Source organism: Roseovarius sp. (assembly GCF_018066915.1).
In the GTDB taxonomy this organism is placed as follows: Bacteria; Pseudomonadota; Alphaproteobacteria; order Rhodobacterales; family Rhodobacteraceae; genus Roseovarius.
The window spans coordinates 1-26,617 of record NZ_JAGPVV010000313.1 but is presented as its reverse complement, the minus strand read 5'-3'; the positions used below and the strand labels follow the sequence as shown (position 1 = coordinate 26,617).

Here is a 26,617-nt window from a genome sequence, read left to right as displayed (position 1 = left end):
ACCGGCTTGCCGGTGGCATAGGCCTCGGACAGCATCGAAATACTGTCGGCGGTCACGATGATCTCATCCGCCACCGCGAGAAACCCCAGATAGGGGTTCTCCGGATCATTGGGCCGAAAGCGATAGAGTTGCATCGGCACGTCCGTCTGCGCGGCAAAGGCGGCGATGGCCTCGGGCGGGGTGCGTGCGCTGGAACTGACAAGCAGCGATCCGCCCCGCGCCTGCGCCAGCGCCAACGTATCGCGCAAGAGCCGCGCAGAGGCCCGCGCGCCAAAGGCATAAGGACCGCTAGGCCCCCCGATATTCAGCGTGAGATAGGGCCGGGGCAAATGGGCCAATTTGGGCGCCCAATGCGCGCGCGCCACCTCCAGCCGCTCGAACGTAAGCGGATGCAGGGGCAGGGCGTTGCGCAGCACATTGGGCCGGTCAGGCACGCGGTATTGCGGCGTCGTGATGACCAGATCGAAATGCGTAGGGTCCGCCCAGAGCCGCCCCAGAAACACCAGCCGCGTGCGCCCGCCCGATTGATCCCTGATCCAGCGCGCCACAGGCTCGTTGCGCATCCCCATGGAAATCACCAGATCAGGCCAAGGGGCCGTCAACGGATCGGAGCCGGAGAGGTCCACCCCGCGCAAATCGCGCCCACGAAAGAGCGTCGTGCGGATTTCGGTTTTGCGATAGCTCAGGCTCTTGATTTCATAGGGCCAGCCTAGCGCCTGCGCCAGCGCGCGCACCTGCGTTTTCTCGCCCGAGCGGTAGGCATCCAACACCCAGACGCGCGGCATCCCGTCCGGTTCAGGCATCGGGGGCCTGTGCGACCGGAGCGCGGGTCTTGGCCCAGCGACGTTTCATGCAGATCCATTCGCCGGGATATTCGCGTATCCAACCCTCGAAAATCAGGTTGAGGCGATGGGTCATGTCGATAATGCGCTCTTTGCGCGGCAACTCGGGATCAGCGGGGGGCAGGGGGGCCAGCACCTCGATCCGAAAGCGGGAATTGGGCAGGCGCACGGCCCGAATGGGCAAGAGCGGATAGCCGCGCAGGGCCAGCATCGCCGGCAGGGTGCTGGTAGGCGTGGGTGTTCCGAAAAAGGGAACCATCTCGCCTTGGTCGATGCGGGTGTCAAAGGCCGCGCCAACCGAGCGGCCCGATGCCAATTCATGCAAGAGTTCGCGCGCACCGCCTGCGCTTGGCACCAAGGGACCGCCAAAGGCGCGGCGCAGCGAGAGAAAGAAGCGGTGCAGCCAGGGGTTCGGCTCGGGCGAGTAGATCACGGAAATCGTCAGCTCCCGCTCGCGCCCGATCAGGTTGCAGAGTTGCCAAGCGCTGACATGAGCGGTGGCAAAGACCACGGCCTCCTTGCGCGCGATGATCGCTTCGGCCTCGGGGTGGACGGAAAATTCCAGATGCCGCGCGCGTCTTTGCCAGAGGCGTTCCAGCAGAAAGAGTTCTGCGGCGGCAAGCCCGGTCGCGCGGAAGATGTCGCGCATGACAGCGTCACGCTCGGCTTCGCTGGCCTTGGGCAACACATGCGACAGGTTGCGGCCCACGGTGCGGCGTTTCTGAGCGTTGCGATAGCCCAGCCAGCCCAAGCCGCGCGCAAAGATCGCCGCGACCACCGAAAAGGGCAGCAGTCGCGCAAACCCAAGCAAGAGATAGAAAACGCCCGCCTCAATCATCCAAGCCGGGGTCTGAACCCACGGAAACCGCGCGATCAGCCCCTTGGGCGTGAGGAAGAATTTAGCCATGGCGATATCCGATCCCGGACTGGCGACGCGGATAGGGCCCGCGCCTAGGACCGCTCGGACCGCTCCGGCTTGGTCGGATAGGTGCGAAAGATCATATCCCAGAGCGGCGAGCTGACCCCATAGCGCCCGGCATCATCCGAGAAATGGTGCCGCATGTGGTAATGCTTGAGGAACTTCAGCGCCGGGTGCCGCATCGGGAAATGATGCGTGGCATAGTGGATATAGTCATAGACCAGATAGCCGATGATGAAGAAGCCGGTGAACGGCTCGGCCCAAGGGTAGGGCAGGATGATGTAGAACATGAGGTAGAGCACGGCGATGATCGGCAGCGCGCCCGCGGGCGGCATCAAGAGGCGCGTCTTGTCCTGCGGCGTGTCGTGATGCACGCCGTGAAAGAGATAGATGAACCGCCGACCCATGTCGGTCTTGGGCTCAAAGTGAAAGAGGTAGCGATGCAGCAGGTATTCGGCCAGCGTCCAAGTAAAGAGACCGGCCACCCCGATCACCGCCATCCCGCCCCAGCCGATGCCATGCACCGTCGCTGCGCGCGCGATCAACCAGATCGCAACCGGCCCCCAGACCAGCAAGGGAACAATGGGGTGCACATGGCTCAGCTTCTCAAGAAGCGGATTCTCGAACAGCCGAACCGACTCGTCGACACGATGCGTGCGACTGGGTTGATGACTTGTCATTTTAGGCACTCCTGATCTGCGCCGACTTACGCGTCTTCATATATGTCGGTTTTTGCCCGAAGAATAGAAGACGGCCAGATTTTGCTCGTGCAAAGCCAATCACCGGGCTTTGCCGTTATCCATTGCTCGAACTTTTCGTTGATCTGGCGTGCAAGGTCAACTGTCTGATTGTCGCGGTCCATCGTGGGATCACTGGGAACAAGGGGGGGATGAAAGCGGATGCGAAAGCGCGCGCCGGGCAGGCGTTCGGCCTGCACGGGCACCAGCGGCACGCCAAACCGCAGCGCAAGACGCGCAGGGAGGAGCGAGGAATCCTTGTCCTCGTCAAAGAACGGAATCGGCTTGCCGCCCTCGACGCGCCGGTCGGTCAACATAATGGGCGAGCGGCCTGATTTCAGCGCATCGACAAAGGCGCGCAGCCCCTCGCTGCGCGACACCAACTCGGCCCCCAGCATGCCCCGGTAATGCAGCATCGTGCGATCGAGCCAGGGGTTTGTCAGCGGCGCATACATGGCGCAGGGGCGCACGCCCAGACGTGCAATGGCGCAGGCCATCATCTCCCAGTTGGCAAGATGCGCCGAAACGAAAACCGCCGGTTTGCTGGGGTCGGAATAGGCGGGAATTTGCTCAAGAACCTCGATTTCCAACGTGTCACGCTTGGGATTGCAGAGTTTGGCCAGATTTGGATACTCGCCCAGCACCGCGCCGGCATTCGCCCAGACCTCGCCCGCCAGCGCGTCAATCTCGGCCGGCGTTTTGTCGGGCAGCGAAACCGTGAGATTGGCGCGCACGTGCTGATTGCGCCGGGTAAAGATACGGCCGAACATCCGCCCCAGACGCGCCCCGAGGGCAGAGGCCCATGTCACGGGCAACAAACGGAAAAGCCCCATGACCGAGGCTATGACACCATAGTCGATGAACCACAGCACGGCACGCGCGGCGCGGTTGTTGAACAGCTTGTCGCGATGGGCATTGGCGAGAATGAATTTGGCCAAGGAGGACTCGACTTCTTCTGGTTCAGTGTGGATACTTAGGTTGTTAATTGAGGCAAGGTGCCGGAATTGCAAGCAGTTTCCATGGTTGGTTCCGCCACTCTGGCATGCGTGCCACGCAGGGCCGCGCGCCGCGCTGCCCCTCTCATCGCAAGAAAGGCCCAAGATGTCGCCAACACAGCCTGAGGGCGCCGGGATAAGGCTGGTCGAGGCCAATGATGGCCCGAGTATCCGGGATTTCCTGCACCTGCCCGAGCGGATCTATGCCGATGATCCGGCCTGGGTTGCGCCGCTTCTCTTTGAACAGAAACAGCGTGTGTTCGAGAATGCGCCGCTTTTCGCCCATTGCGCAGTTGCCCGCTGGGTGGCCTACCGCGACGGCGTGCCGGTGGGGCGGATCACGGCGCAGCTTGATACGCTTCAGCCCGAGGCTGAAGAGGGCGGCAAGATCGGCTATTTCGGGATGCTCGAGGCGATTGACGACCGGGCCGTGTTCGATGCCCTGTTTGGCGCGGCCGAGGACTGGTTGCGCGGCAAGGGGGCGGCCCATCTGCGCGGCCCCTACAATCTCTCGATCAACGAAGACCTTGGCCTCTTGGTCGAGAATTTCGACGATCCGCCTTTTGTCATGATGGGCCATGCGCGGCCCTATTACCAAAGGCAGATCGAAACGCGGGGCTTTGCCACGATCAAGGACCTCTTGACCTACAAGGTGCGCCCCGATTTCGTGGCCCCCGAGGTGATGACCAAACTGGCGCAACGCGCCAGCCGCACCGTGACCATTCGCCCCCTCAACAGCAAGGGCAAGGCGGCGGACTACGAGGCGATGCGCGACATCTTCAACGATGCCTGGTCGGATAATTGGGGGTTTGTGCCCTTTACCCGCGAGGAATTCGCAGAGACCGCCAAGGTTTTGTCGTTCCTGCTCTCGGACGATTACATCCAGTTCGCCGAAATCGAGGGGCGTCCGGTGGCCTTCATCACCGCCTTTCCCAATCTCAACGAGTTGATTGGCGATCTGCGTGGGCGTCTTTTGCCCTTTGGCTGGGCCAAGCTTCTGTGGCGGCTCAAGGTGCGGGGGCCGACCAGCGCGCGGGTGGCGCTGATGGGCGTGCGCAAGGAATACCAGAATTCACGTCTTGGCCCGACGCTGGCCTTTCTGGTGATCGACGCGGTGCGCAAGGCGATGCAGCAACGAAACGTCACTTCGGTCGAGATGGGCTGGATACTCGAGGATAATCATGGCATGCGACATATCATCGAGGCCATCGGCAGCACGATCTACAAGCGCTATCGCGTCTATCAGAAACCTCTGTAGAGCGACCGCAACCGACCCGACCCAAGGCACTGAGAAAGTGAGACCGTGACAGACTTTGCTTCCGTAATCCTTGCGGGCGAACGGGACAGCCGTGACGCCCTGCGTGATGAGACCGGCGTGGCCTGCAAGGCGTTGCTCGACATTGGTGGCACGCCGATGATCCGCCGTGTGATCGATGCGCTGCGCTCTGCGCAGTCGATTGGCACGATCCATCTGAGCGGCCCGACCGAGGCCTGTGTCCAGAGTGATGCAGGGCTGGCAGGTCTGGTGGCACGGGGCGAGGTGGATTGGGTGGCCTCTGGCCCATCCCCCAGCACCAGCGCGCATCAGATGCTCCGCCGCTTTCCCGCAACGCAACCGGTGCTGATCACCACCGCTGACCATCCGCTCTTGACCGGCGAGATCGTCGATCATTTCTGCCGGGGGGCCGCCGAAAGCGGTTGTGACGTGGTGATTGGTCTGGCCCCCTATGATCTGGTGCGTGTGACCTATCCTGAGCTGAAAAAGACCGTGCTGCGGTTTCGCGATGGCGGCTATTGCGGCTGCAACCTCTTTGCCTTTCTCACCGAAGATGGGCGCCGGGTGGCGGATTTCTGGCGGCAGGTCGAGAAGGATCGCAAAAAGCCGCTGGTGGTGATCCGTCTGTTGGGGCTCTGGTCGCTGCTCAGCTACCGCATGGGCTGGCTCACGCTGGACCGCGCGCTTGCGCGCCTGTCGCGGCGGGTGGGCGTGCGCATCGGCGTGGTGATCCTGCCCTTTGCCCATGCCTCGGTCGATGTGGATTCGGTGTCGGATTACGTGCTGGTGCAGCAATATAGCGCAGAGGGGCGCGGTGGGGCCGAGGGGTGATTTATGTCTAGGGCTGCCTCGCTTGGCTTAGTGGATGAGCCGCGCGGGAAAACACGACAACGCCCACATCAAGCAGTTGCTCACGCCTCGTTATACCCAAACACCGGATCAAGTGCGCCCTCGACCATCGCATCGACCACCGTCACCTCTTCGGGGGTGAAATAGTCGCGATAGCCGCCCACCTTGCCGCGCCGCACCTTGAACGAGTCCGGGTTGCTCTCATCCCCCGGCTTGACCCGCTGGCCGCTGCCGCGCATGCCCTCATTCGTCGCCTCGCGCTTTTTCATGTTCTCATAGGCCGCATAGTCCTTGGCCGCCTCGATATGCACGGGATCAGGGTCAACGCCGGTAAAGGTCACAACTTGCCGCAACACCTCGGCCGGATCGCGGCGCAAATCCTCATAGCGCACCACCAGCACATCATCGCCCAAGCTTGGCAGAGACCGCGCCCAAGCGTTAAAGGCCGCGACAATGCGCGGGATGCCGCAGTCGGGGTTGCGCACGAAATCATAGATCGCCACGTCGCTGCCATGGGCGGGGTAGGCGTTCAGATCTTTCTTGCGCGGGCGCATGCGATAGCGCCACTGGAAATATTGCGACACCGCCACATCGCGCGGATCGCGCACCAGAAGCACCAGTTTCTTGCCGCGATACTGGGCCAGATCGTCGCCATGGCCAAAATGGTCGCGGATGTAATTGTTGTGGCTAAAGAGCACTTTGGGCGCGGCCGGGTTCAGCGCGTGGAAATTGTCGAACTCCAGCATGTATTCGGTCTCAAGCCCGTAATGCAGTTGATAGAACCGCGACAGCATGACCCGAAACCACGTGCGCCCGCTCTTGCCCCAAGATACCAGCGCCCAATCCGCCTCTTGCAGCTTGGCGTTTTCCTGTTGGCCGCGCAGACGGCGCTCGAGGGCGATCTTCTTGCCCTTGGGCAGAAAGAACAGGGCAGAGAGGATGAGGTGACGCGAGGCGACGTCCCGAATCTCGCGGTAGGATAAATTGGTCATGGTCGTCATTCTGGTCAGGGATCGGGGTTTCGTGCGGTTCTCATAGAGGGTATCGCTCGGTCTTTGTATCGGTAATTTTGTCCCGGAAGGCATCGGGCATGATTCCGCGCCTGAGCAGAGCAGCAAGGGAGAGGTGTTTGCAACGTCGCACCCCATCGCAAGAACCAAGGGTCTGGTGCCTCTTGGGCCGCAAGGCGGGGGACAACACGCAGGTGTTGGCCTTGGCCGATGCGCTTGGCTGGCCGATGGAGCGGAAAACCATTCTTGCGCGCGGCTGGGAACTCTTGCCGCATCTGATGTTGCGGGTCACGCTTCTTGGCATCGACCGGCAGGCCTCCAGCCCGCTCAGCCCGCCTTGGCCTGATCTCGTGATCAGCGCAGGCCGCCGCAACGAGCCTGTGGCGCGTTGGATCAAGCAGCAGTCGGGCGGGCGCACCAAGCTGGTGCATCTGGGTCGCCCGTGGGCCCCTGTGGAGAGCTACGATCTCATCGTCAGCACGCCGCAATATTTCCTGACCCCCGGTCCGACCGTGCTGATCAATCCGCTGCCCTTGCATCAATTCACCCGCGCCGGTGTGGATCACGCGGCGCAAGAGGCGGCCCCGGCGCTCGCGCATCTGCCGCGCCCCTATACGACCATTCTGATTGGTGGGGACAGTGGCCCCTTTGTCTTTACACCCCAAAAGGGGCAGCTTTTGGCGCAAGGGGTGAACCGCCTCTTGCACCAGACCGGCGGCACGGCCTTGATCAGCGGCAGCCCCCGCACCCCGCGCGCCGTGGCCGAGGCGGTCAGCGCCGCGCTCGACGTGCCGGCCCAGTGCTATTGGTGGCATGACCGCGACCCCGCCACGCCCAATCCCTACGCCGCCTATCTGGGCCTTGCGGATCGTTTTGTCGTCACCGGCGAGAGCATGTCGATGCTGGCCGAAGCCTCCAGCCTCGGGCGGCCGCTCTATATCTTTGATCCGGGCGATGCGCCGGGGGCGTGGGGATCACATCCGCATAATTTCCGCCCCAAACCGCTCAGCCACGCGCTTGCGATGCGCTTTGCCCCGCGCCGCATGCGGCGGGACGTGTCGCGCATTCAGCAGGCGCTGGTGCAGGCAGGCCATGCGCGCTGGTTGCCTGAGGCACCTCAGTTGATTGCCGAAGGTGAGACTTGGGCAAAGAAAATGCGCCCCGACCCATCAGTCGGAGCGCAGATTGCAGCGGAGCGTATCCGCGCGCTGTTTTGAACGTCTAGGCGCTCAGGCGGCCTTGGCCAGATTGCCGCTGCTCAGCGGATGCGCCGGGGCAGGCGGCAGGCTCGGCACGCGCGCGATGACCTCCAGCGCGTCGTGGCGCACGTGGTTGTCCTTCATCTCCTGACGCAGGAATTCTTCGGTCAGCTTGCCTTGCTCGACACATTCCTTGACCAGACCCCAAAAGAAATTCTCCTGGTTCTTGTCGGGATGCACCTTGTAGTTGCCCATGAGACCATACTCGCCAAATATCTTGCGGCGCAGACGCAGCACCCATGCGGCTGGCGGGAACAGGCGGAAACGCTCGGCCGGGCGCCAATCCACCGGCAGGCCGGTTTTCCACGGCTGGGTCTTGCGGCGGGTGGTGTGCAGCATCTTGGTGTCGGTCGTGAACTTGTCGAAATCGTTCCACTCGTTCTCAATGAATTCGAGCGTTTCGGGGTTCTCGTTGCGCAGGCCGATCCAGCGGGAATAGTCGTGATCGCCGTCGAACATGGCGTTGAACTGTTCCTCGACCTTCCAATGCTTGAGCTTTGCGCAATCGAGCAGCATCACAGAGCTGGCATAGGCCTTGTCGATCAGGCCCTTGGTGCCAGAGCGCATGCGCGCCATGACCGCTTTGCCCTTCATGTCGCGATTCAGCAATTCCCAGATATCGGCGCAGGCGAACACATCGGGGTCGATGACCACGGCACGGCCTTCATAGCCCATCAGTTCCGGGGGCATAAAGCGCGTGGGGGTAAAGGATTGCAAATCCTCGTTCAGCCAGACCCGCTTGACGCCGTCGCGCATGTATTCCTGACCTTCACGGGCAAGGAAGAAGGGGTAATCGCGGCTGTTGACGATATGCACCTCGAATTTGTCATTGTTGGTGGAGTAGCGACGCAGCGCGTGTTCCGCGACGATGGCGCCGACAATCTGCTTGTGGTTCGTCTGGATGAATACAGCGTGTTTCATGATGAGTGATCCGCAACCTCGGTTTTTTGTTCTGAGCGGCTCTATACAGCAGAATTTGCAGAGACGCCATGTCCAGAAACACAATAAAAACTGTCGTGTATTGATCTGAATCAGAGAATAGCCCCAATCTTACACGTTTGTAACTGAACCTGATCGCGATACGCGGGTTCTCGCCCAACTTGGGGCCGCGTTAGCGGAACACACCGCGCCGGTAGAGCTGTCGCATGAATCCCCAGATATGGAGGAGCGGGCGGCGGCGCACCTTGTCAGGGATTTCCACCACTTGACCCGAATGGCGCGAGAGCTTCCACGCAAGATAATCCAATCCGCCCTCAAAGGTGAACAATCCCTTGATGAGCCGCGCCACCGACAGCGCCTTGCCCTGCACCCGGCGCAGCGCCCAGAGCGCGGGGGCCAAGCGCCGCGCGCGGGGCGCAACCGTGCTGTGATAGGTCGGGCTGCCATCGGCGTGCGTTTCAAGGCGCAGAACATCGCCCATGCGCGGCAAGAGTTCTCGCGTCATCGCCGCATAGAACGCGCGCCCATGGCCTGCCAGTTCCGCCGCGCGGCCCTGCTTTTCGGCGCGCAGTTCCGTGGCATAGCTCAGCGCCAGCGCCCCTTGCCAGAGCGCCTCTAGCGACCCCTCGGGCGGCAAGGCGGGCAGGGCGCGGCGCAAGAGCGTTTCGCCCGCCCGGAAAAACGCCGCGTGCAGGCGTTGTTCCACGTCCTTTGATTGGCACCAGACGGGTTTGACCGGTTGCGCAAAGCGCCCCCAGAGATAGGATTGAAACCAACCGGGTCCGGTGCCGCGCTCGAACTGCCGCAGGCTGAGAACGGCGTATTTGCAGCGCACGGTATCCGCGCCCAAGGGGGCCTCGAGGTAATAGACATTGGGCGGCAAGATGCGCCCGCCCAGTCGCAGCCAGAGGCGGGGTTCGGCCTTGGGCGTGCTCTCGACCAGCACGTAGAAATCCACCAGCCCATCCAGCAGGTTGGTGCTGCGCAGGCACGATCCATAGAGGATCACCGCCTGCAACCCATCGCCAAAGCGCGCGGTGAGCGCGTCCATCAACGCCCGGAGCGCCGCCGAGCCGTCTCGCGTCGGGCCGTCCGGGGTGGGATACTGCGCGCCGGTCATGGATATCTGCTGCCTTGCATCGGGTCGTGCCCGTGGTTCTATACGCGCTTGACGCCCGCGCCAACAGCCTGCGCTATTTCGCGCGCAGGAAGCGGATCGGCCCTTCGGCCTCGATCACCAGTGGCACGTCACCCCCAGACGTCGCGAACAACTCGCCATCAAGGTTCAACTCGCCGTCAAAGCGCAATTCGATCCGCGCACCACGAAAGCTCTCATAGCCGTTTTCGACCGTCACATGCCGGTTGGGATGCCCACGCAGCACCGAGGGAAAGGCGCGGGCAAAGCGCCGCGCGCCGCCCCGGATCGCGGTCAGGCCAATGGGGGCCTCGTCCTTGGCCCAAAAGGGCCGGATGCCAAGGAATAGCCGCCCCAGCGTGCTGGCCACAAGGATCAGCATCGGGGCCTTGTCGCGCGTGATCTCCGCGCCCGCCCCATTCTGCACCGTCATCGCCACATGGGTGGGCTGGTAAAAGCGCGGGTCTTGGCGGACCAATCCCCAGACCGAGCGGATCAGCACCATGCCAAGGCTCAGCTCGCCGCCCAGCCCGCGCGAATGCACGGTCTTGTGGGCAAAGCGGGTGGCCTGCATGATCGCCCCTGTGCCCAGAAACATCCCGTGGCGGATATGGCCATCCGCAGCCCCCGTGACCCGCATGATATGCCGCGCGCGAATATCCCCCGTCAGCGGCGCACCGCGATCCAGCCAGCGGAAAAACCGCTTGAGCGCCCGACGGTGCGACGACGCAAGGCCAATATCCCCCGCCGTCATATTGGCGGTGCCACCGGGCAAGAGCACGATGAGCGGCAGCTTGTCCTGCGGCCAATGGCGCAGGATCATGCCCAATGCGGCGGCAATCGTGCCGTCGCCGCCATTGATCACCACCACATCGGGGCAAGAGGCGGCCAGTTGCGGCACCAGTTCTTCGGCCTCATGCGGCGACCGGGTGACGTGATGCGCGACCTGCGGATAGGCCGCCAGCCGCGCCTCGATGCGCGCCTGCCATTTGCGGTTGTTGCCGCTGGTTGGATTGCTGATCATGCAAATCCGGGTCGCGCCGCCAGCCTTGCCCATGTCAGCGCCCCGACAAGAGCGGATCAATCCGCGCAAGGATGCGCGCCACATCGGAATCCGTAGCCGACAGGGCAGGGCGGTCGCCCATTCTGGCATCCTGGCTCTCGCCCATCCAAGTGGCCAGACCGCGATCGATCAGGATTTGGTGAAACCGGGGGAAATGCCGCGTCTGTTGCAACATCCGCATGTGATAGAGACCACGCGCGAGCGTAAGACGCAGACGCTCGGCCAGTCCGGTGTTGCGGCGGGCCTGAAACATCCACGCCGCTGCCCGTCTGCGTGCATCGTCAAGCTTGCCCAAGGGGCCAAAGGGCAGGGGCAGGATTTCCAGCGCCTTGCCCAGACGCGCCACCTCGACCAGCATCGAAATGCTGTCGCCGGTCACAACAAAGCGGTCGGCGAGGGCCAAAAGGCCGGTATAGGGGTTTTGATCGTCGGGCTGGGTCCAGTCAAAGCGCTGCACCCCCTCGGGCAGACCAGCGGTCACGCGGTCCAGAAACCCCTTGGGCGTGCGGCGCGAGCCAACGATATAGGGCGTGCCGCCTGTCGCCAGCACCCGCGCCATGCGCGCGCGCAACTGCGCCTCCATCTCGGTGTTATAGACAAAGGGGCTGGTTGGCCCCCCGATGAGAAACACCACCAGAGGCCGGGGCAGGGCCCCCAGCCGCGCCTGCCACGCCTTGCGCCCCGCCTCCAGCCGCTCGGGGCTGATCTTCATCAAGGGCAGGTCGATCTGCATCACATTGTCAAAGGGCGCAGGCAGGGTTTCGGCGCTGGTCACGATCAGGTCGAACTGCGCCATCTGATGCGAGAACCAGCCCGCAGGCTTGCCCACCAGAACAATCCGCGTGCGCCCGCCCGATTGCTTCTTGATCCAGAGCGCCACATTGGCCGGGCGACGGCCGCGCGTCAGGATCAGGTCCGGCCAAGGCGGCTCGATCGGATCGCTCAGGCTTTGGTCGATGTGATAGAGCGTCGGGCCCACGCGCGGCTTGCCCACCACGAATTGCGGCAGCATTTCGAGATGCCGCAGTTCCGACACCCAGCCGCGTTCCTGCGCCAACGCCTCGGCCACGATCTCGACCTGAGCATTGTCGCCGCGCTTGTCGCCCAGAACCCGCCAGATGCGGGGCATTGCGTCAGGGTGGTGCATTTAGCCCGCGCTATCCGGTTTGGGGGATGTGCCGTAGCGATAGACGGGATCAAGCCGTTCCGCGACCAGCGCGTCGATCACGGCCACTTGCGCGTCGTCGAAATAATCGCGATAGCCGCCCACCTTGGCGCGTCGGGTCTTGTAGCTGTCGGGGTTGCTCTTGTCGCCGGGGGCGACCCGCGCACCGCTGAGGCGAAAGCTGCTGTCGGCCTCTTTCTTCTTCATGTTCTCGAACGAGGCGTAGTCCACCGCCTCTTGAATGGCCGATGCATCGGCGGGAATTTCCAGAAACCGCGCCACTTCGGTCAGCACCGCATGGGGATTGGCGCGCATGTCCTCATAGCGGATGAGGCAGAGCGCGCGCATCTTGTCCATTTCCCGCGCCCAGAGATTCATGAAGTCGATGATCTTGGGCAGGCCGCCGCCCTCGTGCAGCACGAAATCATAAATCGGCGTGTCGTCGCCATGGGCCGGATATTCGTTGAGCAACTTCTTTTCCGAAGGCATCCGATAGCGCCATTGAAAGAATTGCGACACCGCCACATCGCGCGGGTCACGCATCATCAAGAGCACCTTCTTGGCGTAGAAATCCGCCTTGCTGTCGGTATGGCCGGTGTAGTCGCCGATGTAATTGTCATGGGTAAAGAACAGACGCGGCGCGCGGCGGTCCATGTTGTGAAAATTGTCAAAGCCGATGAGGATATCCTCGGGCAGGTCATAGACCTGCTGATAAAGCCGCGAGATCATCACCCGCAGCCATGTGCGCCCGCTCTTGCCAAAGGACACGACCACAGCATCGGCGCGTTGCAGGCTCGCGAATTGCTCGCGCCCGCGCATCTGGCGCTCGGCGCGGATGCGCGTTTCCTGATCCGCGCCTTTCATATCCATCTTGAGCTTGAGCAGGCGTCGGCTGGCCTTGCGCCAGACGACCTTGCTGGCCTCGGGAAAGGAGGCGCGCAGCAGGCGGAGGGTGTCACGCATGGGCTTGGGCCTTTTCTGCCGGTGTCACGCGGGGCGGTCGCATTGTGACCGGTTTCGGGGGTCGCTTACTCATTCTACGTCCGATTTGCCATATCAAAAGCGTCACTGTGTGAGCGGAGCGTTGCTCAGAACCAGATCCGCGATGGTCGGGCCAAAGATCTGCTCGCCGCAGGGGCTGAAGTGATCCACGTCCCAAAAGGTCAGGCAATCGCCCTGCACCAGCGTGTCGTGGTCAAAATCGAGCGCGTCGAGCAGCGAGAGATAGCGATAGGCGCTCTGACCCTCGGCCTCGGTCTGGAGCCGCTCCTCGAGCACCTCAAAATGCGCGAGCGACACCGGGTTAAAGCGCAGCCGCTCGGGGCTGTAGTTGCCGGGATTGTTCAGGTCCACCCGCGCCTCGGCAAAGGGACCAAGCCAGAGAACATCGAGATCAGAAGGCAACCGCGCCAGATAGGCAGAGGTGAGGGCGATATTCTCTTCGGCAATCCGTGCCTCGGTGCCCGGCTCAAAGGCCGCGTCACTGTCACCCTCGTTGCGGTGATCGAGGATGTAGTGAGAGCCCGAGACATGAAAGACCACGGTCGCAATGGCGTCGTGATGCGCTTCAAGGAACGGGATGGCCGCCTCATAAGAGCATTTGGCCTTGTGTTGATAGGGCCGGCAGCCCCCCCGCGTCAGACCCACAAGGAAGGGGAAACGATCGGTGCGGCGCAGGGCGCTATAGACATTCTCACCATGGGAATCCCCCAGAATGAAAATTCCCGGCCCATGCTGCGCGGCGCAGTCCTTGAGCCGCGCGGCGAAGGCGTCATCCAGACTTTCCGCGCGAAACCGGCATCCGTCATCGGCCACGCGCGACCGGGTGGCGGTCGGGCTGAACCGCTCGTAATTGGCGCGCGTCACGGAATCGAGCCTGTGGGCAAGGTAATGCGCGCGAAACCCGTCGGTTTCCTGCCCCAAGAGGCCAAGCCCCCCCAGCACCGCCATGCAAACCGCCGCCGTGCCAAAGAGCCGGAGCGGCGGCAGCGTATGCATCCGCCGAAACGGCCGCTCGACATAGCGCCAACTCAGGCAGGCAAGGGCAAAGGCGAGCGCGCAGGCGGCCAACATGAGCCATAGGTCATCGCGCCCCGTTCCGATGCGGGTAAAGACCAGCGCGGGCACATGCCAGAGATAGAGCGAATAGCTGACCAGCCCGACAAAGACCACCGGACGCCAGCCGAGCAATCGGCCCGACAGGCTCTGCCCCGTGGCACAGGCGATCACCAGCGCGGCACCAACGCAAGGCAAGAGCGCCGCCAGCCCTGGAAATGCGGTCTCGGTATCAAAGCTGAACACCGCCCCGAGAATGAGCGCCAGCCCCAAGAGCGCGCCATGCCGCCAGCGACCGCTTTCGCGCAGGGCTTCCCCCTGCGGTGTGGCCAGCCAATAGGCCAAGAGAACGCCCACCATCAGCTCCCACAGCCGGGCGTAGAGCAGAAAGAACGCGCGCGCGCCATTGCCCCGCTCGATCTGCCATTGCGCAAGCGCAAGGCTGATGAGGGCCACAGCCATGAAAATGCGGACCTGCCATTTCGCCCCCGCGCGCCATGTCAGCAACACCGCCATTGGAAAGATCAGGTAGAACTGTTCTTCGACCGACAGGCTCCAATTGTGCAAGAGCGGCTTGAACTCTGCCGCCGTCGCGAAATAGCCGCTCACCTCAAGGAAATAGACATTCGCGAAAAACACGGTCGAGGCGGCGATGCTGCCGGAAAACTCGGCCATCGCCGAGGGATCAAGCAGCGCCCAGGCGATAGGATAGCTGACCCCCATCATCACGAAAAGCGCTGGAAAAATACGCCGGATGCGGCGGCCATAAAAGCCAGCAAGCGTAAAGCTGCCCGCCGCGCGCTCGCCCAGAATGATCGAGGTGATCAGATAGCCCGAGATGACAAAGAACACATCCACGCCGACAAACCCGCCGGGGAACCATGACACCCCCGCGTGATAGAGCACCACAGGCAGGATCGCCACGGCGCGCAGACCGTCGATTTCGGGGCGGTATTTCATAGGGTCATCACTCGGGACACGTCAGGCTCTGCAATCGCGGGCGCGGGTCAGGCCATCCGCTCGACTGTCTGGTATTCTTTCTTGCGGTTCTTGGCGAAGCCGAACTTTTTCTTGCGCCCTGTCGCGGTCGAGGTGATCAGCCGGTAAGAGACATCCGTATGCCGCATGGCGATGCCATGAAAGAGACCTGCCCACCATTCAGGTGATTTCACAGTGCAATGCACGTTCTGCCCATTGGGCAGCACCTTGACCGCCGGATAGCAGGCGATGTTTGCATAGAGAAACTTGCGCGCATAGCCAAACATCTCGTCCACGATCCATGGCACGTCGGGCGTGGTGATATGTTCCAGAACATCGGTGCAGATCACCCCGTCATATTGCCGGTCCGGCAACTCTTTGAACGGCTCGTGGCCGGGATCATAGAAGCGGATATCGGTCACGCCCCAATAGTCCTGAATGCTGGGCACCGTTAGCTCTTTGGTCAGCGCCACATCGCGCAGGTCATATCCAACAGCCTTGCCCGCGCCGTAATCCAGAATGTCGGCGGCGCCGGTTCGGTCGATCATCTCCTTGATGCCGGGCGCATGCCGGATCAGCATCTTGCCGGGAAAGGTCTGCGTGCCGGATTTGCCCGCCGCCGCTTCGCCCTCTTCATGCAGCCGCTCATACATGGCCACCATGTCGAGATATTCGGGGCTGGGATTGCCGCGTCCGTAAGAGGTCATGCTGTCTGTCCGTTCTTGCCAAGGAGTGTTCTGTCGAGATTTTGACGCCCTCTTAATCCCTAAGCAGCGGCGTTTCGACATTAAAATTGTCGCGGTCGTGTCAAATATGGCGAGGGGCCGCACATTCTGTCGATAAAATCGCCGGTTTGCCTTGCCTCTGACGATTAAGCCCCAAATTATTGATCGAAAATTCATCTTTTAGCCTTGGATACGTGGCGTGTTTTGAAAAACTCAGAAAAATCCTCCGCTTGGAGGCCGAAACCTGCGGTCATTGGTATTCCGAATTGAACCAGCGATGCCCCTCAAGAGATTGCCGGGACAATATGGCCACGGTTGCGCCGGAAATTATCCAGCGCTGGACCAAAAAAGAGCGACATAAAATCTCCCTTATTGGACCATTTGATCCCGAGTTTGGCGCGAATTTTGCAAGTCATTTAAAGAACCTACCCCCTCTGGATAGGTTACTTAGCGAGACGTCATAAACTAAGAGTTGTATATTGTGATTTGGTCCTTTGTTTCTCACCGTAAGGGATGATTGAATGATACGCGTTGTTGATCAGACGGATGAAAACACGGGCACGACCGTCACGCCCGAGATGTTCGGCACCAATCTTACAATCACGACGGATATCTCCTTGCGAGACAAGGTGATCGACCGGTTCACCGAGGCCAATATAACCACTCTGCGGTTTCCCGGCGGTTCCATCACCGAGAGCCATTTCGACATTTCCGACATCGCGGGCGGCAGCCACGAGCGCACGGTGGGGTCGTTCGAGAATGGCGGCGAACTTGATCTGATCGCATTTTCCGACTTTCTCGATTTCGCCGCCACCCTCGGCACCAGCACGACCCTCGTTCTTCCCACGGCTGTGGGCTTTAACCAATCCGCTGGTGAGGCGCTGCTCTCGGGCAGTTATGGCGACCGGCTTGTGTCGGCCAGCTATCTTCAGGATGTGGTCGATTTCGTGACCGTCGCGGTGCAGGACGCCGCCGCAGCAGGGGTGCAGATCGACGCCTTTGAAGTCGGCAATGAATTCTGGGGTTCGGGCCGGATGACCGCGCACGAATACGGCCATCTCGCGGCTGCCGTGACCCAAACCGTCGAAGCGACGCTCTTGGATTTGGGTATCGCCCGCGCCAATCAACCCGATATCGTGGTTCAGACGCTCAGTTCGGCTGGAGTTTATTCCCCGAATGGGGATGGCCTCCTTTATGTCGATCCGCTGACACGGTTTGTCTATGAACCGCGTCAGATCGGCGACGCAGGCGTGCCGCCCCTCGCGCAACTGACCCAAGTGACCGTGCCCTCGCAGGGCAATGCCCGGACCCAGAATACCGCAATCGTCTCGGCCTTTGCGCAAGAGTCGATGCTGGTGCAAACGGCCAATGGCGGTATTTTCGCAATCGACGTGTCCGACGCCGCAAATGCGCTCGATGCCGTCAGCGAACATTACTATCTCGATGGCGGTCTGGGGGCCGTCGACACGCAGGAGCAGTTCGGTTTCAGCCAACTCGAATTCTGGCGTGCTAACTTGGGCGACCGCAATCCAGCCCTGCCGGAACTCGACTATTACATCACCGAATGGAATGTCAGCCGCACCGGCGACGTGAACGAGGCCAACAACCGCGGGCTGCAACACGCAATCCTCGATGTGGCCATGTTCTACGAGATGGTCACGCATGACGTGACCACCGCGCATTACTGGCCGTCGCTCTTCAACAACAGCCGCTCGGTGACGCTGGTCTGCACCTGTCGGGGGCATCTGACGATTGCGGGCGAATCCTATTCCCTGCTGCATCAGGCTGTCGGCATGACCCCGATGCTGGATTTTCTGGAAGCAGGCAACGTATCAATTCACGGGTTTGAAAACGGACCCGAAGCGCTCTTCATCATCGCGGAACTCAGCGGTGCCGAGAATGAAATGACGCTCGATTTCAGCGCCGTGCGTGATCCATCCGCCAATTTTTACCGCGTATCCTGGAGCGAGCTTTGGGATGGTGGGGCCGGGGGACAGGATGAAGAGGCGGCACAGGTCGTGCTTGAAACCGAACTCGTTGACCTCATTTCTGCGGCAGAGCTGGATGCGTTCCTGCTGACGATGCAGGCATGGTCCCTGATCTACATGCGCGTCGAATCCGTGGCCGAAGGTGTCGCCGCAGCCCCCGGCGAAGCGCGCCGGGTTGTGACCGTGACCGTCGGCGATGACCCGCTCAGCCTGGGGGATATACCGGGCGAAGAGGATCACCATACCCATGTTCCCGGCCCTCGCTTTATCCTGAACGGCGGGCAGGGCGATGACACGCTCGTAGGGGGCGCAGGCGATGATCGGCTGATTGCTGGCTTGGGCGATGACCTCATGCTGGGCGACATCGGCGATGACGTGGCGGTGTTCGACACGGTCACGCGCGACTCAGTGGAGTTCAGCCTGACAGATGACGGGCTGCGCGTCTCCTCTGCGCTCGGGGTTGATGACCTGACAGACGTGGAATGGATGGAATTCGCGGATCAGACCGTGTCCGTGTCCGAAGTGCGCACGCAGTTGCTTGGCTTTTTGGGTGACTTCGTGACAGCCGGGGACGCAGGCGAAACCATGGTGGGCACCGACGAGAACGATACCCTCATCGGCGGGGCCGGCGACGATGTGATTGCGGGTGGTCTGGGCGACGACAGCCTTGACGGGCGCGCGGGAAATGACCGGATTTCTGCCTCGGACGGCAATGATTTCGTATTGGGCGACCTTGGCCATGACAATATCGGCGGCGGTCTGGGCAATGACACCATCGACGGCGGCGATGGCGACGACACCATCGGCGGCGGCTTTGGCAGGGACAGCATCGCGGGCGGCACTGGCAATGACGTGGTTGCGGGGGGTGCCGACGATGACACACTCTCGGGCGGCGCGGGCAATGACAGCATGTCGGGCAGCTTTGGCAATGACCTGATCTTTGGCAATGACGGCGCAGACGACATCGGCGGCGGCGCGGGTCAAGACACGATCAACGCAGGCGCGGGTGACGACCGGGTGGGCGGCGGCGAGGGCGATGACAACATCCTAGGCGACGACGGCAATGATTTCCTCGCAGGGGGTGGGCGCAATGACGTGATCAGTGGCGGTGAGGGGAACGACACCATCAATGGCGGTGCCGGAAGCGACCGCTTGAACGGGGGTGCCGGAGCATATCAATTCGTGTTCTCGTCCTTCTTCTCGGGCGATGTCGATGTGATCACGGATTTCGAAGACGGGTTCGACAGCTTTTTCATCCGCCGGTTCGATCCCGACTCTGGGGCCGAAAATATCACCAACGGCGGCAATGGTCTGGCCGGGTTCCTCGATGCCATGAACATCCTAGACACAGCGGCAGGCGCGCAGATGAGCGTGGGCGGTAACATCATCCTTGTTGAGGGCATCACGGCGGCGCAACTGACCTTGGACGATTTTGCCTTCCTGTAATCGCCTGCGCCGCTCAATCCCGTTGCGCCAGATCCTCGAGCGCAGATTTGAGCCGCGGGGCCGCGAAATCGACAAAGGCGCGCAGTTTGGGCGCCATCAGCCGCGCCTCTGGATAGACCAGATGCACAGGCTGCGGCGGCAAGGTGAACTCTTGCAGCACCGGCACCAAACGACCCGCCCGAAGATGGCCCGCCACCATGTATGAGAGCGCCGTGGTGATCCCCTGACCGAGGATCGCGGCGTCAATCGCCGCCACCGCATCGTTGATCTCGAGCCGTGGGGCAAGGGCCACACTGGCGGTGCGCGGCCCGTTCTGATGCCGCCACTCGCGATTGGGCATGAGCCCGGTAAAGGCAATCACCTGATGGCTGCGCAGGTCCGCAGGCGCACGCGGCGTGCCATGCGCCGCCAGATAGGCGGGGCTTGCCACCAGAATTCGGTGCACCGTGCCCAATCGCTTGGCAATGAGCCGCGACTCGGGCAAATCCCCGATGCGCACGGCCAGATCCACGCCTTCCTCGACCAGATTGACCACCCGGTCGAGCAGCAGCACCGACACCGAGACGCGCGGATACGTGGCCAGAAATGTCCCCACCACCGGGGCCAGCGCCGAGCGGCCAAAGGTGACAGAGGCGGTCAGCGTCAGATGCCCCTGCGGCACCGTCGTCTCGCCCATGGCCTCGCGCTCGGCGGCCTCAAGATCGCTCAGAACCCGCCGCGCGACCTCTAGAAAGCGCGCGCCGATATCGGTGATGGTGACATTGCGCGTGGTGCGCTGGAACACCCGCGCACCCAGCCGATCCTCAAGCGCAGCAATCGCCCGTGTCACCGCGGGCGGCGACAGATGCAGACACCGCGCCGCCGCCGCGAAACTGCCCGCGTCCGCCACGGCGATGAAGACCTCGATTTCGTGCATCCGGTTCATGGATTATTCCTCTAATCGGAATAAACCATTCCACATTTCGGATATTCTTTCAAATACCATTCTGCCCCACATTCTGCACAAGCGCGGCAAAGGGGCCGCGCACCCTCAGAACAAGGACAACACTCATGGCCCGAATTCCCGTTATCGACCCGCAAACCGCCACAGGCGAGGCCAAGGCGCTGCTTGACGCCGTGCAATCGGCGCTTGGCATGGTGCCGAATTTCATCCGCGTCCTCGCCAATAGCCCTGCGGCGCTTCAGGCCTTTCTGGGGCTGCATGGCATTGCCGGGGCAGGGGCACTTGACCCGCTGACGCGCGAACGCATCGCTCTGGCCGTCGCCGAACAGAACGGCTGTCAGTATTGTGTCTCCGCCCATACCGCGATTGGCCGCAAGGTGGGGCTGGACAGTGACGAAATCCTCGCCAATCGCGCCGGTCGCTCTGCCGATGCCAAGGCCGAGGCGGCGCTGAGCTTTGCCCGCGCGCTGGTCGAGCATTCCGGTCAGGTCAGTCAGGCCGAATTCTCCGCCTTGCGCGCCGCCGGTCATTCCGACGCCGAAATCGTCGAAATCATTACCCATGTGGCCATGAACATCTTTACCAATATCTTGGGCAAGGCCACGCAGGTCGAGATCGACTTTCCCAAGGTCACGCTGATCGCAGCGGCCTAAGCCCCCAAGCGCATGGCGCGTCCCCGCGCCATGCCCCAACAGAGGTGCCACCATGACCCAGGAAACCCGCCCCCCGCTGCCGCCCTTTACCCATGACACCGCCACCCAAAAGGTGCGCATGGCCGAGGATGGCTGGAACAGCCGCGACCCCGCCCGCGTGGCGCTGGCCTATACCCCCGACAGCCGCTGGCGTAACCGCGCCGAATTTCCTGTGGGCCGCGACGAGATCACCGCGTTCCTTACCCGCAAATGGGCGCGGGAACTTGACTATCGCCTGATCAAGGAACTCTGGGCCTTTGCCGAGAACCGCATCGCCGTGCGCTTTGCCTATGAATGGCGCGATGATGCCGGCAACTGGTATCGCAGCCACGGCAACGAGAATTGGGAATTCGATGCCGCAGGCCTCATGCGCCTGCGATTTGCCAGCATCAATGACCAGCCGATCACAGAGGCAGAGCGCAAATTCCACTGGCCGCAAGGGCCGCGCCCCGCCGATCACCCCGGCCTGTCCGACCTTGACCTGTAACCGCAAGAGGATGCCATGCCCCATCATTTCGCCGAGATCGCCTTCACCCCCACGGTGACGAAACTGCAAGAAGACCTTGGCAGCCGCGCCGCCTATGCCCGGATGCAGGCGGCCGAAGAGCCGGTCAACCTGCACCTGTCCCAGATCGAGGCCGATTTCATCGCCGCGCGCGACTCTGTCTACATGGCCACGGTCACGGAAACCGGCTGGCCCTATATCCAGCATCGCGGCGGGCCGGTGGGGTTCATGCGCGTGCTGGACGACCGCACCCTTGGTTTTGCCGATTTTCGCGGCAATCGCCAGTATATCAGCCTTGGAAACCTCAGCACCGATAACCGTGTGTCGCTGTTCTTCATGGACTATCCCAACCGTCGGCGGCTCAAATTGTTTGGCCGCGCGCGGGCTGTGGGGCTCGAGGATGAGGCGCTGCTGGCGCGGCTCGAAATGCCCGAGTACCGCGCCCGGATCGAACGCGGGTTCCTGATCACCGTCGAAGGCTTTGACTGGAACTGCCCGCAGCATATCACCCCGCGCGTCACTGTGGAGGAGATGGAGGCTGTCACAGCCCCGCTCCACGCGCGCATCGCGCAGCTAGAGGCGGCATTGCTCGACGCTGATTGAGCGTGCTCAGAGCGCGGCAAGATCCGCCAGCAAGAGGCCATACATCTCTTCCGCGCGTTTGATCCTGCTGGGTTTGAGCGCGCGGGTTTCAACCCGGATCAGGGCTTCGATCCCGATGAAAAACGGCAACCACAGATGGCGCTCAACCTCGGTCAGCGCGAACACTTCGGCAAAGACCTCGATCCCCTCGGCATCCACCCCCAGATAGCGCCGCCCCGACGGGATCATGGCGCGCCGCCCCATATGCACCAGAAACCGGGCGATATCCTTACAGACCGGCATCCTGCCAGAGCCGCCGGTATCAATGCCGGTCATCCGGTCTTCCCCCAGAATGAGGTTGTTGGGGTGAAAATCGCCATGGCTGATCGCCTCGCGCCATTCGGCCCCGTCGAGCGCGGCGGCCATCTCGGTCAGATGCGCGAGAATTCCGCTCTCGATCCGGCGCAACCGCCCAAACGGCTGCGTGGCAGAGGCCCGCGCGGCCCGTGCAAGCCAACCCTTGGCATTGCCGGGGTGCCAGACCTCGCTCACCTCCACATAATGCCGCAACCAAGCGGCGGCGGGGCGCAGATGCTGCGCGCGGGTGGCCACATCCGCATGCCAGAGATGCTCCAAAAGCGGATCACCCGGCGCGCGTTCCATGACCAATAGCCCGGCATCGGGCAGATAGGCGATAGGTTCCGCCACACGGTAGGGCCCATCCCGCATATGCGGCCAGATGCGCTGCAACTCGGCCCATTCCTTGGCCAGCGCCTGGGCGCAGCGTTCTTCGACCAGCCGCGCCACCACCGCGCGCCCGTCCAGACGCCCCGCCAGAACCGCGCGTTTGCCCGGCACGATCCGCAGCACCTCGGAGAGATCGAGCCCCGCCACCTCAGGATGCCGCGTCACCAGTGCCCGCAGGCGCGCGTCCAGTTGGGCCAGCGCGTCAAGGTCGGGCAGAGGATCGGCAGGCTCTGACATGGGCCGACTGTCCCTCAGCCGCACAGCAGCGTCAACCGAATTGCACCCCCCGCCAGAGCACCCTATGCTAGTCGATGAATTGCCAAGCACGAGGACCAGCCGATGACCGCCACGCCCCCCTCCGAGATGAGCTTTGAACAGGCGATGAAAGAGCTGGAGCAGGTCGTGGGGCGGCTGGAACGGGGCGATGTGGCGCTCGAGGAATCGATCACGCTTTATGAGCGCGGTGCCAAGCTCAAGAAACGCTGCGAGGAAAAGCTGAAAGAGGCCGAGGAAAAGGTCGCCGCCATCACCCTCGATGCCGATGGTCAGCCCACCGGCACCACGCCGGTGACAGGTCTCTGACCCAGATGCAGGCCCGACTTGCCGCCGAGGCCGAGGCCATTCAGTCGCATCTGATCCGCGTTCTGGCCCCCTTTGGCACCGGCCCCGTGGCCGAGGGCATGCGCTATGCCACGCAAGGCGGTAAACGCATCCGGGGGTTTTTGGTGAGGGAAAGCGCGCGGTTGCACGATGTGCCCGAGGCCGCAGCCCTCTGGCCTGCGACGGCGATCGAGGCGCTGCATGCCTATTCCCTCGTGCATGACGATCTGCCCGCCATGGATGATGACGATCTGCGCCGGGGCCAGCCCACCGTGCATGTCAAATGGGACGAGGCGACCGCGATCCTTGTGGGTGACGCGCTGCAATCGCTGGCGTTTGAATTGGTGGCGCATCCCGATTGTGGCCCGGCTGATGTGCGCGCCGACCTTGGACTCAGCCTTGCACGCGCCGCTGGCGGGCAGGGGATGGTGCTGGGCCAAGCGCTCGACATCGCCGCCGAGACCGCGACAGCGCCCCTCACCTTGGACGAAATCACCACCCTGCAAGCAGGCAAGACAGGCGCGCTCATTCTCTGGTCCGCCACCGCTGGCGCGCAAATGGCCCGTGCCGACACTCAGCCGCTCAGCACCTACGCCCGCGCGCTTGGCCTCGCCTTTCAGATTCAGGACGATGTGATCGACGTGACCGGCGATGCCGCATCTGCGGGCAAGGCCGTGGGCAAGGATGCCGCCGCAGGCAAGGCCACTTTTGTCTCGCTTCTAGGGCTTGAGGGGGCGCGTGCCCGCGCGACAAGCCTTGTTGACGAGGCCTGCGACGCGCTATCTTGCTATGGCGTGCGTGCGGATGCCTTGCGCGACCTTGCCCGCTTCGTTATCTCGCGCCAGAGCTGAAAATTGCTGAAATTTCCCCACGGAGGGGCATGATGTCCGACCGCCCGCAAACACCGCTGCTCGATCAGGTCGCAAGCCCCGCCGATCTCAAACGGTTTTCCGATGCTCAATTGACGCAACTGGCGCAGGAACTGCGCGCCGAAACCATCTCGGCGGTGTCGGAAACCGGCGGCCATCTGGGCGCGGGTCTGGGCGTGGTGGAACTCACCGTCGCCCTTCACGCGGTCTTTGACGCGCCCCGCGACAAGATCATCTGGGATGTGTCGCACCAATGCTATCCGCACAAGATTCTGACGGGCCGCCGTGACCGCATCCGCACCCTGCGGCAAAAGGATGGGCTGTCGGGCTTTACCAAGCGCTCGGAATCCCCCTACGATCCCTTCGGCGCGGCCCATAGCTCGACCTCGATCAGCGCGGCGCTTGGCTTTGCCGTTGCGCGGGATTTGGGCGGCAACTGCCCCTCGGGTCTAGGCGATGCCATCGCGGTGATTGGCGACGGGGCAATGTCGGCGGGCATGGCCTTTGAGGCGATGAATAACGCAGGGCACCTCAAGAAGCGCCTGATTGTCATTCTCAACGACAATGAAATGTCCATCGCGCCGCCCGTTGGGGCGCTCTCGTCCTATCTCTCACGCCTTTATGCCGGTGCCCCGTTTCAGGATTTCAAGGCCGCCGCCAAGGGGGCGATTTCCCTGCTGCCGCCACCCTTTCAAGAGGGCGCGCGCCGCGCCAAGGACATGCTCAAAGGGTTGGCCGTCGGCGGCACGCTCTTTGAGGAACTGGGGTTCAGCTACCTTGGGCCGATCGACGGCCACGACCTGCACCAACTGCTCCCCGTGCTGCGCACCGTCAAGGCGCGCGCCGATGGGCCGATCCTCATTCATGTGCTGACCAAGAAGGGCAAGGGCTATGGCCCCGCCGAGCGCGCCCGCGATGGGGGCCATGCCACCGCCAAATTCGACGTGCTGACCGGCGAACAACGCAAATCGCCCTCCAATGCCCCGAGCTATACGAGCGTTTTTGCCAAGGCGCTGCTGGCCCATGCCGCACAGGATGACAAGATTTGCGCCGTGACCGCCGCCATGCCCGATGGCACCGGCCTCAACCTCTTTGCCGAGCGGTATCCCTCGCGGCTCTTTGATGTGGGCATCGCGGAACAGCATGCCGTAACCTTTTCCGCGGGGCTCGCGGCCGGGGGGCTCAAACCGTTTTGCGCGCTCTATTCCACCTTCCTGCAACGCGGTTACGATCAGGTGGTGCATGATGTGGCGATCCAGCGCCTGCCGGTGCGCTTCGCCATCGACCGCGCGGGGCTGGTGGGGGCCGATGGCGCCACCCATGCCGGTGCCTTTGATACGGCCTTTCTCGCCAATCTGCCGGGCATGGTGGTCATGGCTGCCGCCGATGAGGCGGAACTGGTCCATATGGTCGCCACCGCCGCCGCCCATGACGAGGGGCCGATTGCCTTTCGCTATCCGCGCGGCGACGGGATGGGCGTCACCATGCCCGAGCGCGGCGAACCGCTCGAAATCGGCAAGGGCCGGATCATCCAAGAGGGCGCGCGCGTCGCCATCCTGTCCTTTGGCACCCGCCTTGCTGAGGTGCTCAAGGCCTCGGAATCCTTGCGCGCGCGCGGGATCACGCCGACCATCGCCGATGCCCGCTTTGCCAAGCCGCTGGATGAGAAACTGATCCTCGACCTCGTGCAGAACCACGAGGCAATGATCACAATCGAAGAAGGTGCGATTGGCGGATTTGCAAGCCATGTCAGTCACTTCTTGGCCGAAGCTCAGGTATTCGATCGCGGCTTCAAATTCCGCTCCATGGTGCTGCCCGACACGTTCATAGATCAGGCCAGCGCCGAGGATATGTATGCCGTGGCCCGTCTTAACGCCGCCGATATCGAGGCGCGGGTGCTCGATGTGCTGGGCATCGCGCAACTGGCTGGAAAACGCGCCTGACATCCCTATCTGGATGGGAAAAGGAGACAGCCATGCGCCTTATCCCCCTTATCCTCGCCGCTTGCCTCGCCATGAGCCCGGCCTTTGCCCTTGACAGCAGCGCGGGCAAACTGACGGTCGAGAAAATGGTTGACCGGCTAAACGACCCTTGGGCGATTGGATTCTTGCCGGATGGTGGTCTGCTCATCACTGAAAAGGCGGGGCGCGTCATCCATATCGAAAACGGCCAGCGCCGGGAATTGGGCGGCCTGCCGGATGTCGCGACACGCGGGCAGGGTGGCTTGCTCGACGTTCTCATTCCCCGCGATTTCGCGCAGAGCCGTCAGCTATATTTTACCTATTCCAAGCCGCAACA

At 62.6% G+C, this 26,617-nt stretch carries 25 protein-coding genes; 11 read left to right on the top strand and 14 right to left on the bottom strand.

Annotated elements, in window-relative coordinates; translation table 11 throughout:
* The 4 genes from KBT70_RS17810 to KBT70_RS17795 all read right to left on the bottom strand — a co-directional run.
* Window positions 1-803, bottom strand: an 803-nt coding sequence (locus tag KBT70_RS17810) for an ELM1/GtrOC1 family putative glycosyltransferase (protein ID WP_296637364.1), incomplete at its 3' end; no start/stop codon positions are given.
* Entirely contained in the window at window positions 796-1,749 is a 954-nt protein-coding gene (locus tag KBT70_RS17805; RefSeq protein ID WP_296637361.1) for a lysophospholipid acyltransferase family protein, read from the bottom strand. The genes KBT70_RS17805 and KBT70_RS17810, both read right to left, overlap by 8 nt.
* Before the next feature lie 44 nt (window positions 1,750-1,793).
* A complete protein-coding gene (locus KBT70_RS17800; protein ID WP_296637358.1) occupies window positions 1,794-2,441 on the bottom strand; it encodes a sterol desaturase family protein in 648 nt (215 codons plus the stop codon).
* 26 nt (window positions 2,442-2,467) lie between these two features.
* The gene (locus KBT70_RS17795) at window positions 2,468-3,436 is read right to left on the bottom strand and encodes a lauroyl acyltransferase (RefSeq protein WP_296637355.1); all 969 of its coding nucleotides are present in this window, start codon (window positions 3,434-3,436) and stop codon (window positions 2,468-2,470) included.
* Window positions 3,437-3,599: 163 nt separating this feature from the next.
* On the opposite strand from KBT70_RS17795, the gene KBT70_RS17790 reads away from it, so the two are divergent.
* Entirely contained in the window at window positions 3,600-4,751 is a 1,152-nt protein-coding gene (locus KBT70_RS17790; RefSeq protein ID WP_296637353.1) for an N-acetyltransferase, read from the top strand.
* Window positions 4,752-4,796: 45 nt separating this feature from the next.
* On the top strand, window positions 4,797-5,600 hold the full coding sequence (locus tag KBT70_RS17785; protein ID WP_296637351.1) for a nucleotidyltransferase family protein: 804 nt from the start codon (window positions 4,797-4,799) through the stop codon (window positions 5,598-5,600).
* 80 nt (window positions 5,601-5,680) lie between these two features.
* Here KBT70_RS17785 and KBT70_RS17780 read toward each other — a convergent pair whose 3' ends face one another.
* On the bottom strand, window positions 5,681-6,610 hold the full coding sequence (locus KBT70_RS17780; protein WP_296637349.1) for a sulfotransferase domain-containing protein: 930 nt from the start codon (window positions 6,608-6,610) through the stop codon (window positions 5,681-5,683).
* A gap of 137 nt (window positions 6,611-6,747) precedes the next feature.
* Between KBT70_RS17780 and KBT70_RS17775 the strand changes: the two genes are divergently transcribed.
* The gene (locus KBT70_RS17775; RefSeq protein WP_296637347.1) at window positions 6,748-7,845 is read left to right on the top strand and encodes an ELM1/GtrOC1 family putative glycosyltransferase; all 1,098 of its coding nucleotides are present in this window, start codon (window positions 6,748-6,750) and stop codon (window positions 7,843-7,845) included.
* A gap of 12 nt (window positions 7,846-7,857) precedes the next feature.
* Here KBT70_RS17775 and KBT70_RS17770 read toward each other — a convergent pair whose 3' ends face one another.
* The 7 genes from KBT70_RS17770 to KBT70_RS17740 all read right to left on the bottom strand — a co-directional run bounded on the left by KBT70_RS17770 (window position 7,858) and on the right by KBT70_RS17740 (window position 15,929).
* Complete coding sequence (locus KBT70_RS17770; protein ID WP_296637346.1) at window positions 7,858-8,808, bottom strand: hypothetical protein; 951 nt, start codon at window positions 8,806-8,808, stop codon at window positions 7,858-7,860.
* A 190-nt stretch (window positions 8,809-8,998) separates the two neighbouring features.
* Complete coding sequence (locus KBT70_RS17765) at window positions 8,999-9,946, bottom strand: hypothetical protein (protein WP_296637343.1); 948 nt, start codon at window positions 9,944-9,946, stop codon at window positions 8,999-9,001.
* A 73-nt stretch (window positions 9,947-10,019) separates the two neighbouring features.
* Window positions 10,020-11,018 (bottom strand): diacylglycerol kinase family protein, encoded by a 999-nt coding sequence (locus tag KBT70_RS17760; RefSeq protein WP_296637340.1) that lies wholly within the window; start codon window positions 11,016-11,018, stop codon window positions 10,020-10,022.
* Between the two features lies 1 nt (window position 11,019).
* Complete coding sequence (locus tag KBT70_RS17755) at window positions 11,020-12,171, bottom strand: ELM1/GtrOC1 family putative glycosyltransferase (RefSeq protein WP_296637337.1); 1,152 nt, start codon at window positions 12,169-12,171, stop codon at window positions 11,020-11,022.
* On the bottom strand, window positions 12,172-13,152 hold the full coding sequence (locus KBT70_RS17750; RefSeq protein ID WP_296637333.1) for a sulfotransferase domain-containing protein: 981 nt from the start codon (window positions 13,150-13,152) through the stop codon (window positions 12,172-12,174).
* 102 nt (window positions 13,153-13,254) lie between these two features.
* Window positions 13,255-15,204, bottom strand: a complete 1,950-nt coding sequence (locus KBT70_RS17745) for an acyltransferase family protein (RefSeq protein WP_296637331.1) — start codon at window positions 15,202-15,204, stop codon at window positions 13,255-13,257.
* A 47-nt stretch (window positions 15,205-15,251) separates the two neighbouring features.
* A complete protein-coding gene (locus KBT70_RS17740; RefSeq protein WP_296637329.1) occupies window positions 15,252-15,929 on the bottom strand; it encodes a class I SAM-dependent methyltransferase in 678 nt (225 codons plus the stop codon).
* Window positions 15,930-16,468: 539 nt separating this feature from the next.
* Here KBT70_RS17740 and KBT70_RS17735 point away from each other — a divergent pair.
* The gene (locus KBT70_RS17735) at window positions 16,469-19,381 is read left to right on the top strand and encodes a calcium-binding protein (RefSeq protein WP_296637326.1); all 2,913 of its coding nucleotides are present in this window, start codon (window positions 16,469-16,471) and stop codon (window positions 19,379-19,381) included.
* Window positions 19,382-19,394: 13 nt separating this feature from the next.
* Here the strand turns inward: KBT70_RS17735 and KBT70_RS17730 are convergent, their stop codons facing one another.
* On the bottom strand, window positions 19,395-20,306 hold the full coding sequence (locus KBT70_RS17730) for a LysR substrate-binding domain-containing protein (protein WP_296637323.1): 912 nt from the start codon (window positions 20,304-20,306) through the stop codon (window positions 19,395-19,397).
* Between the two features lie 125 nt (window positions 20,307-20,431).
* Between KBT70_RS17730 and KBT70_RS17725 the strand changes: the two genes are divergently transcribed.
* The 3 genes from KBT70_RS17725 to KBT70_RS17715 are packed head-to-tail and all read left to right on the top strand — an operon-like array spanning window position 20,432 to window position 22,124.
* Complete coding sequence (locus KBT70_RS17725) at window positions 20,432-20,977, top strand: peroxidase-related enzyme (protein WP_296637321.1); 546 nt, start codon at window positions 20,432-20,434, stop codon at window positions 20,975-20,977.
* Window positions 20,978-21,029: 52 nt separating this feature from the next.
* Window positions 21,030-21,503, top strand: coding sequence for a nuclear transport factor 2 family protein (locus KBT70_RS17720; protein WP_296637318.1), 474 nt, complete (start codon window positions 21,030-21,032; stop codon window positions 21,501-21,503).
* 15 nt (window positions 21,504-21,518) lie between these two features.
* Window positions 21,519-22,124, top strand: a complete 606-nt coding sequence (locus KBT70_RS17715; protein WP_296637317.1) for a pyridoxamine 5'-phosphate oxidase family protein — start codon at window positions 21,519-21,521, stop codon at window positions 22,122-22,124.
* Between the two features lie 6 nt (window positions 22,125-22,130).
* Here the strand turns inward: KBT70_RS17715 and KBT70_RS17710 are convergent, their stop codons facing one another.
* Window positions 22,131-23,087 carry a phosphotransferase gene (locus KBT70_RS17710; RefSeq protein ID WP_296637315.1) on the bottom strand — a complete coding sequence of 319 codons (957 nt, stop codon included), beginning with the start codon at window positions 23,085-23,087 and terminating at the stop codon, window positions 22,131-22,133.
* A gap of 102 nt (window positions 23,088-23,189) precedes the next feature.
* Between KBT70_RS17710 and KBT70_RS17705 the strand changes: the two genes are divergently transcribed.
* The 4 genes from KBT70_RS17705 to KBT70_RS17690 all read left to right on the top strand — a co-directional run.
* Window positions 23,190-23,432 carry an exodeoxyribonuclease VII small subunit gene (locus KBT70_RS17705; protein WP_296637313.1) on the top strand — a complete coding sequence of 81 codons (243 nt, stop codon included), beginning with the start codon at window positions 23,190-23,192 and terminating at the stop codon, window positions 23,430-23,432.
* Window positions 23,433-23,437: 5 nt separating this feature from the next.
* Entirely contained in the window at window positions 23,438-24,301 is an 864-nt protein-coding gene (locus KBT70_RS17700; RefSeq protein WP_296637311.1) for a polyprenyl synthetase family protein, read from the top strand.
* Window positions 24,302-24,333: 32 nt separating this feature from the next.
* On the top strand, window positions 24,334-26,262 hold the full coding sequence (gene dxs / locus KBT70_RS17695) for a 1-deoxy-D-xylulose-5-phosphate synthase (protein WP_296637366.1): 1,929 nt from the start codon (window positions 24,334-24,336) through the stop codon (window positions 26,260-26,262).
* A 32-nt stretch (window positions 26,263-26,294) separates the two neighbouring features.
* Window positions 26,295-26,617 (top strand): PQQ-dependent sugar dehydrogenase (locus KBT70_RS17690; protein ID WP_296637309.1); only part of this gene is annotated, 323 nt, incomplete at its 3' end.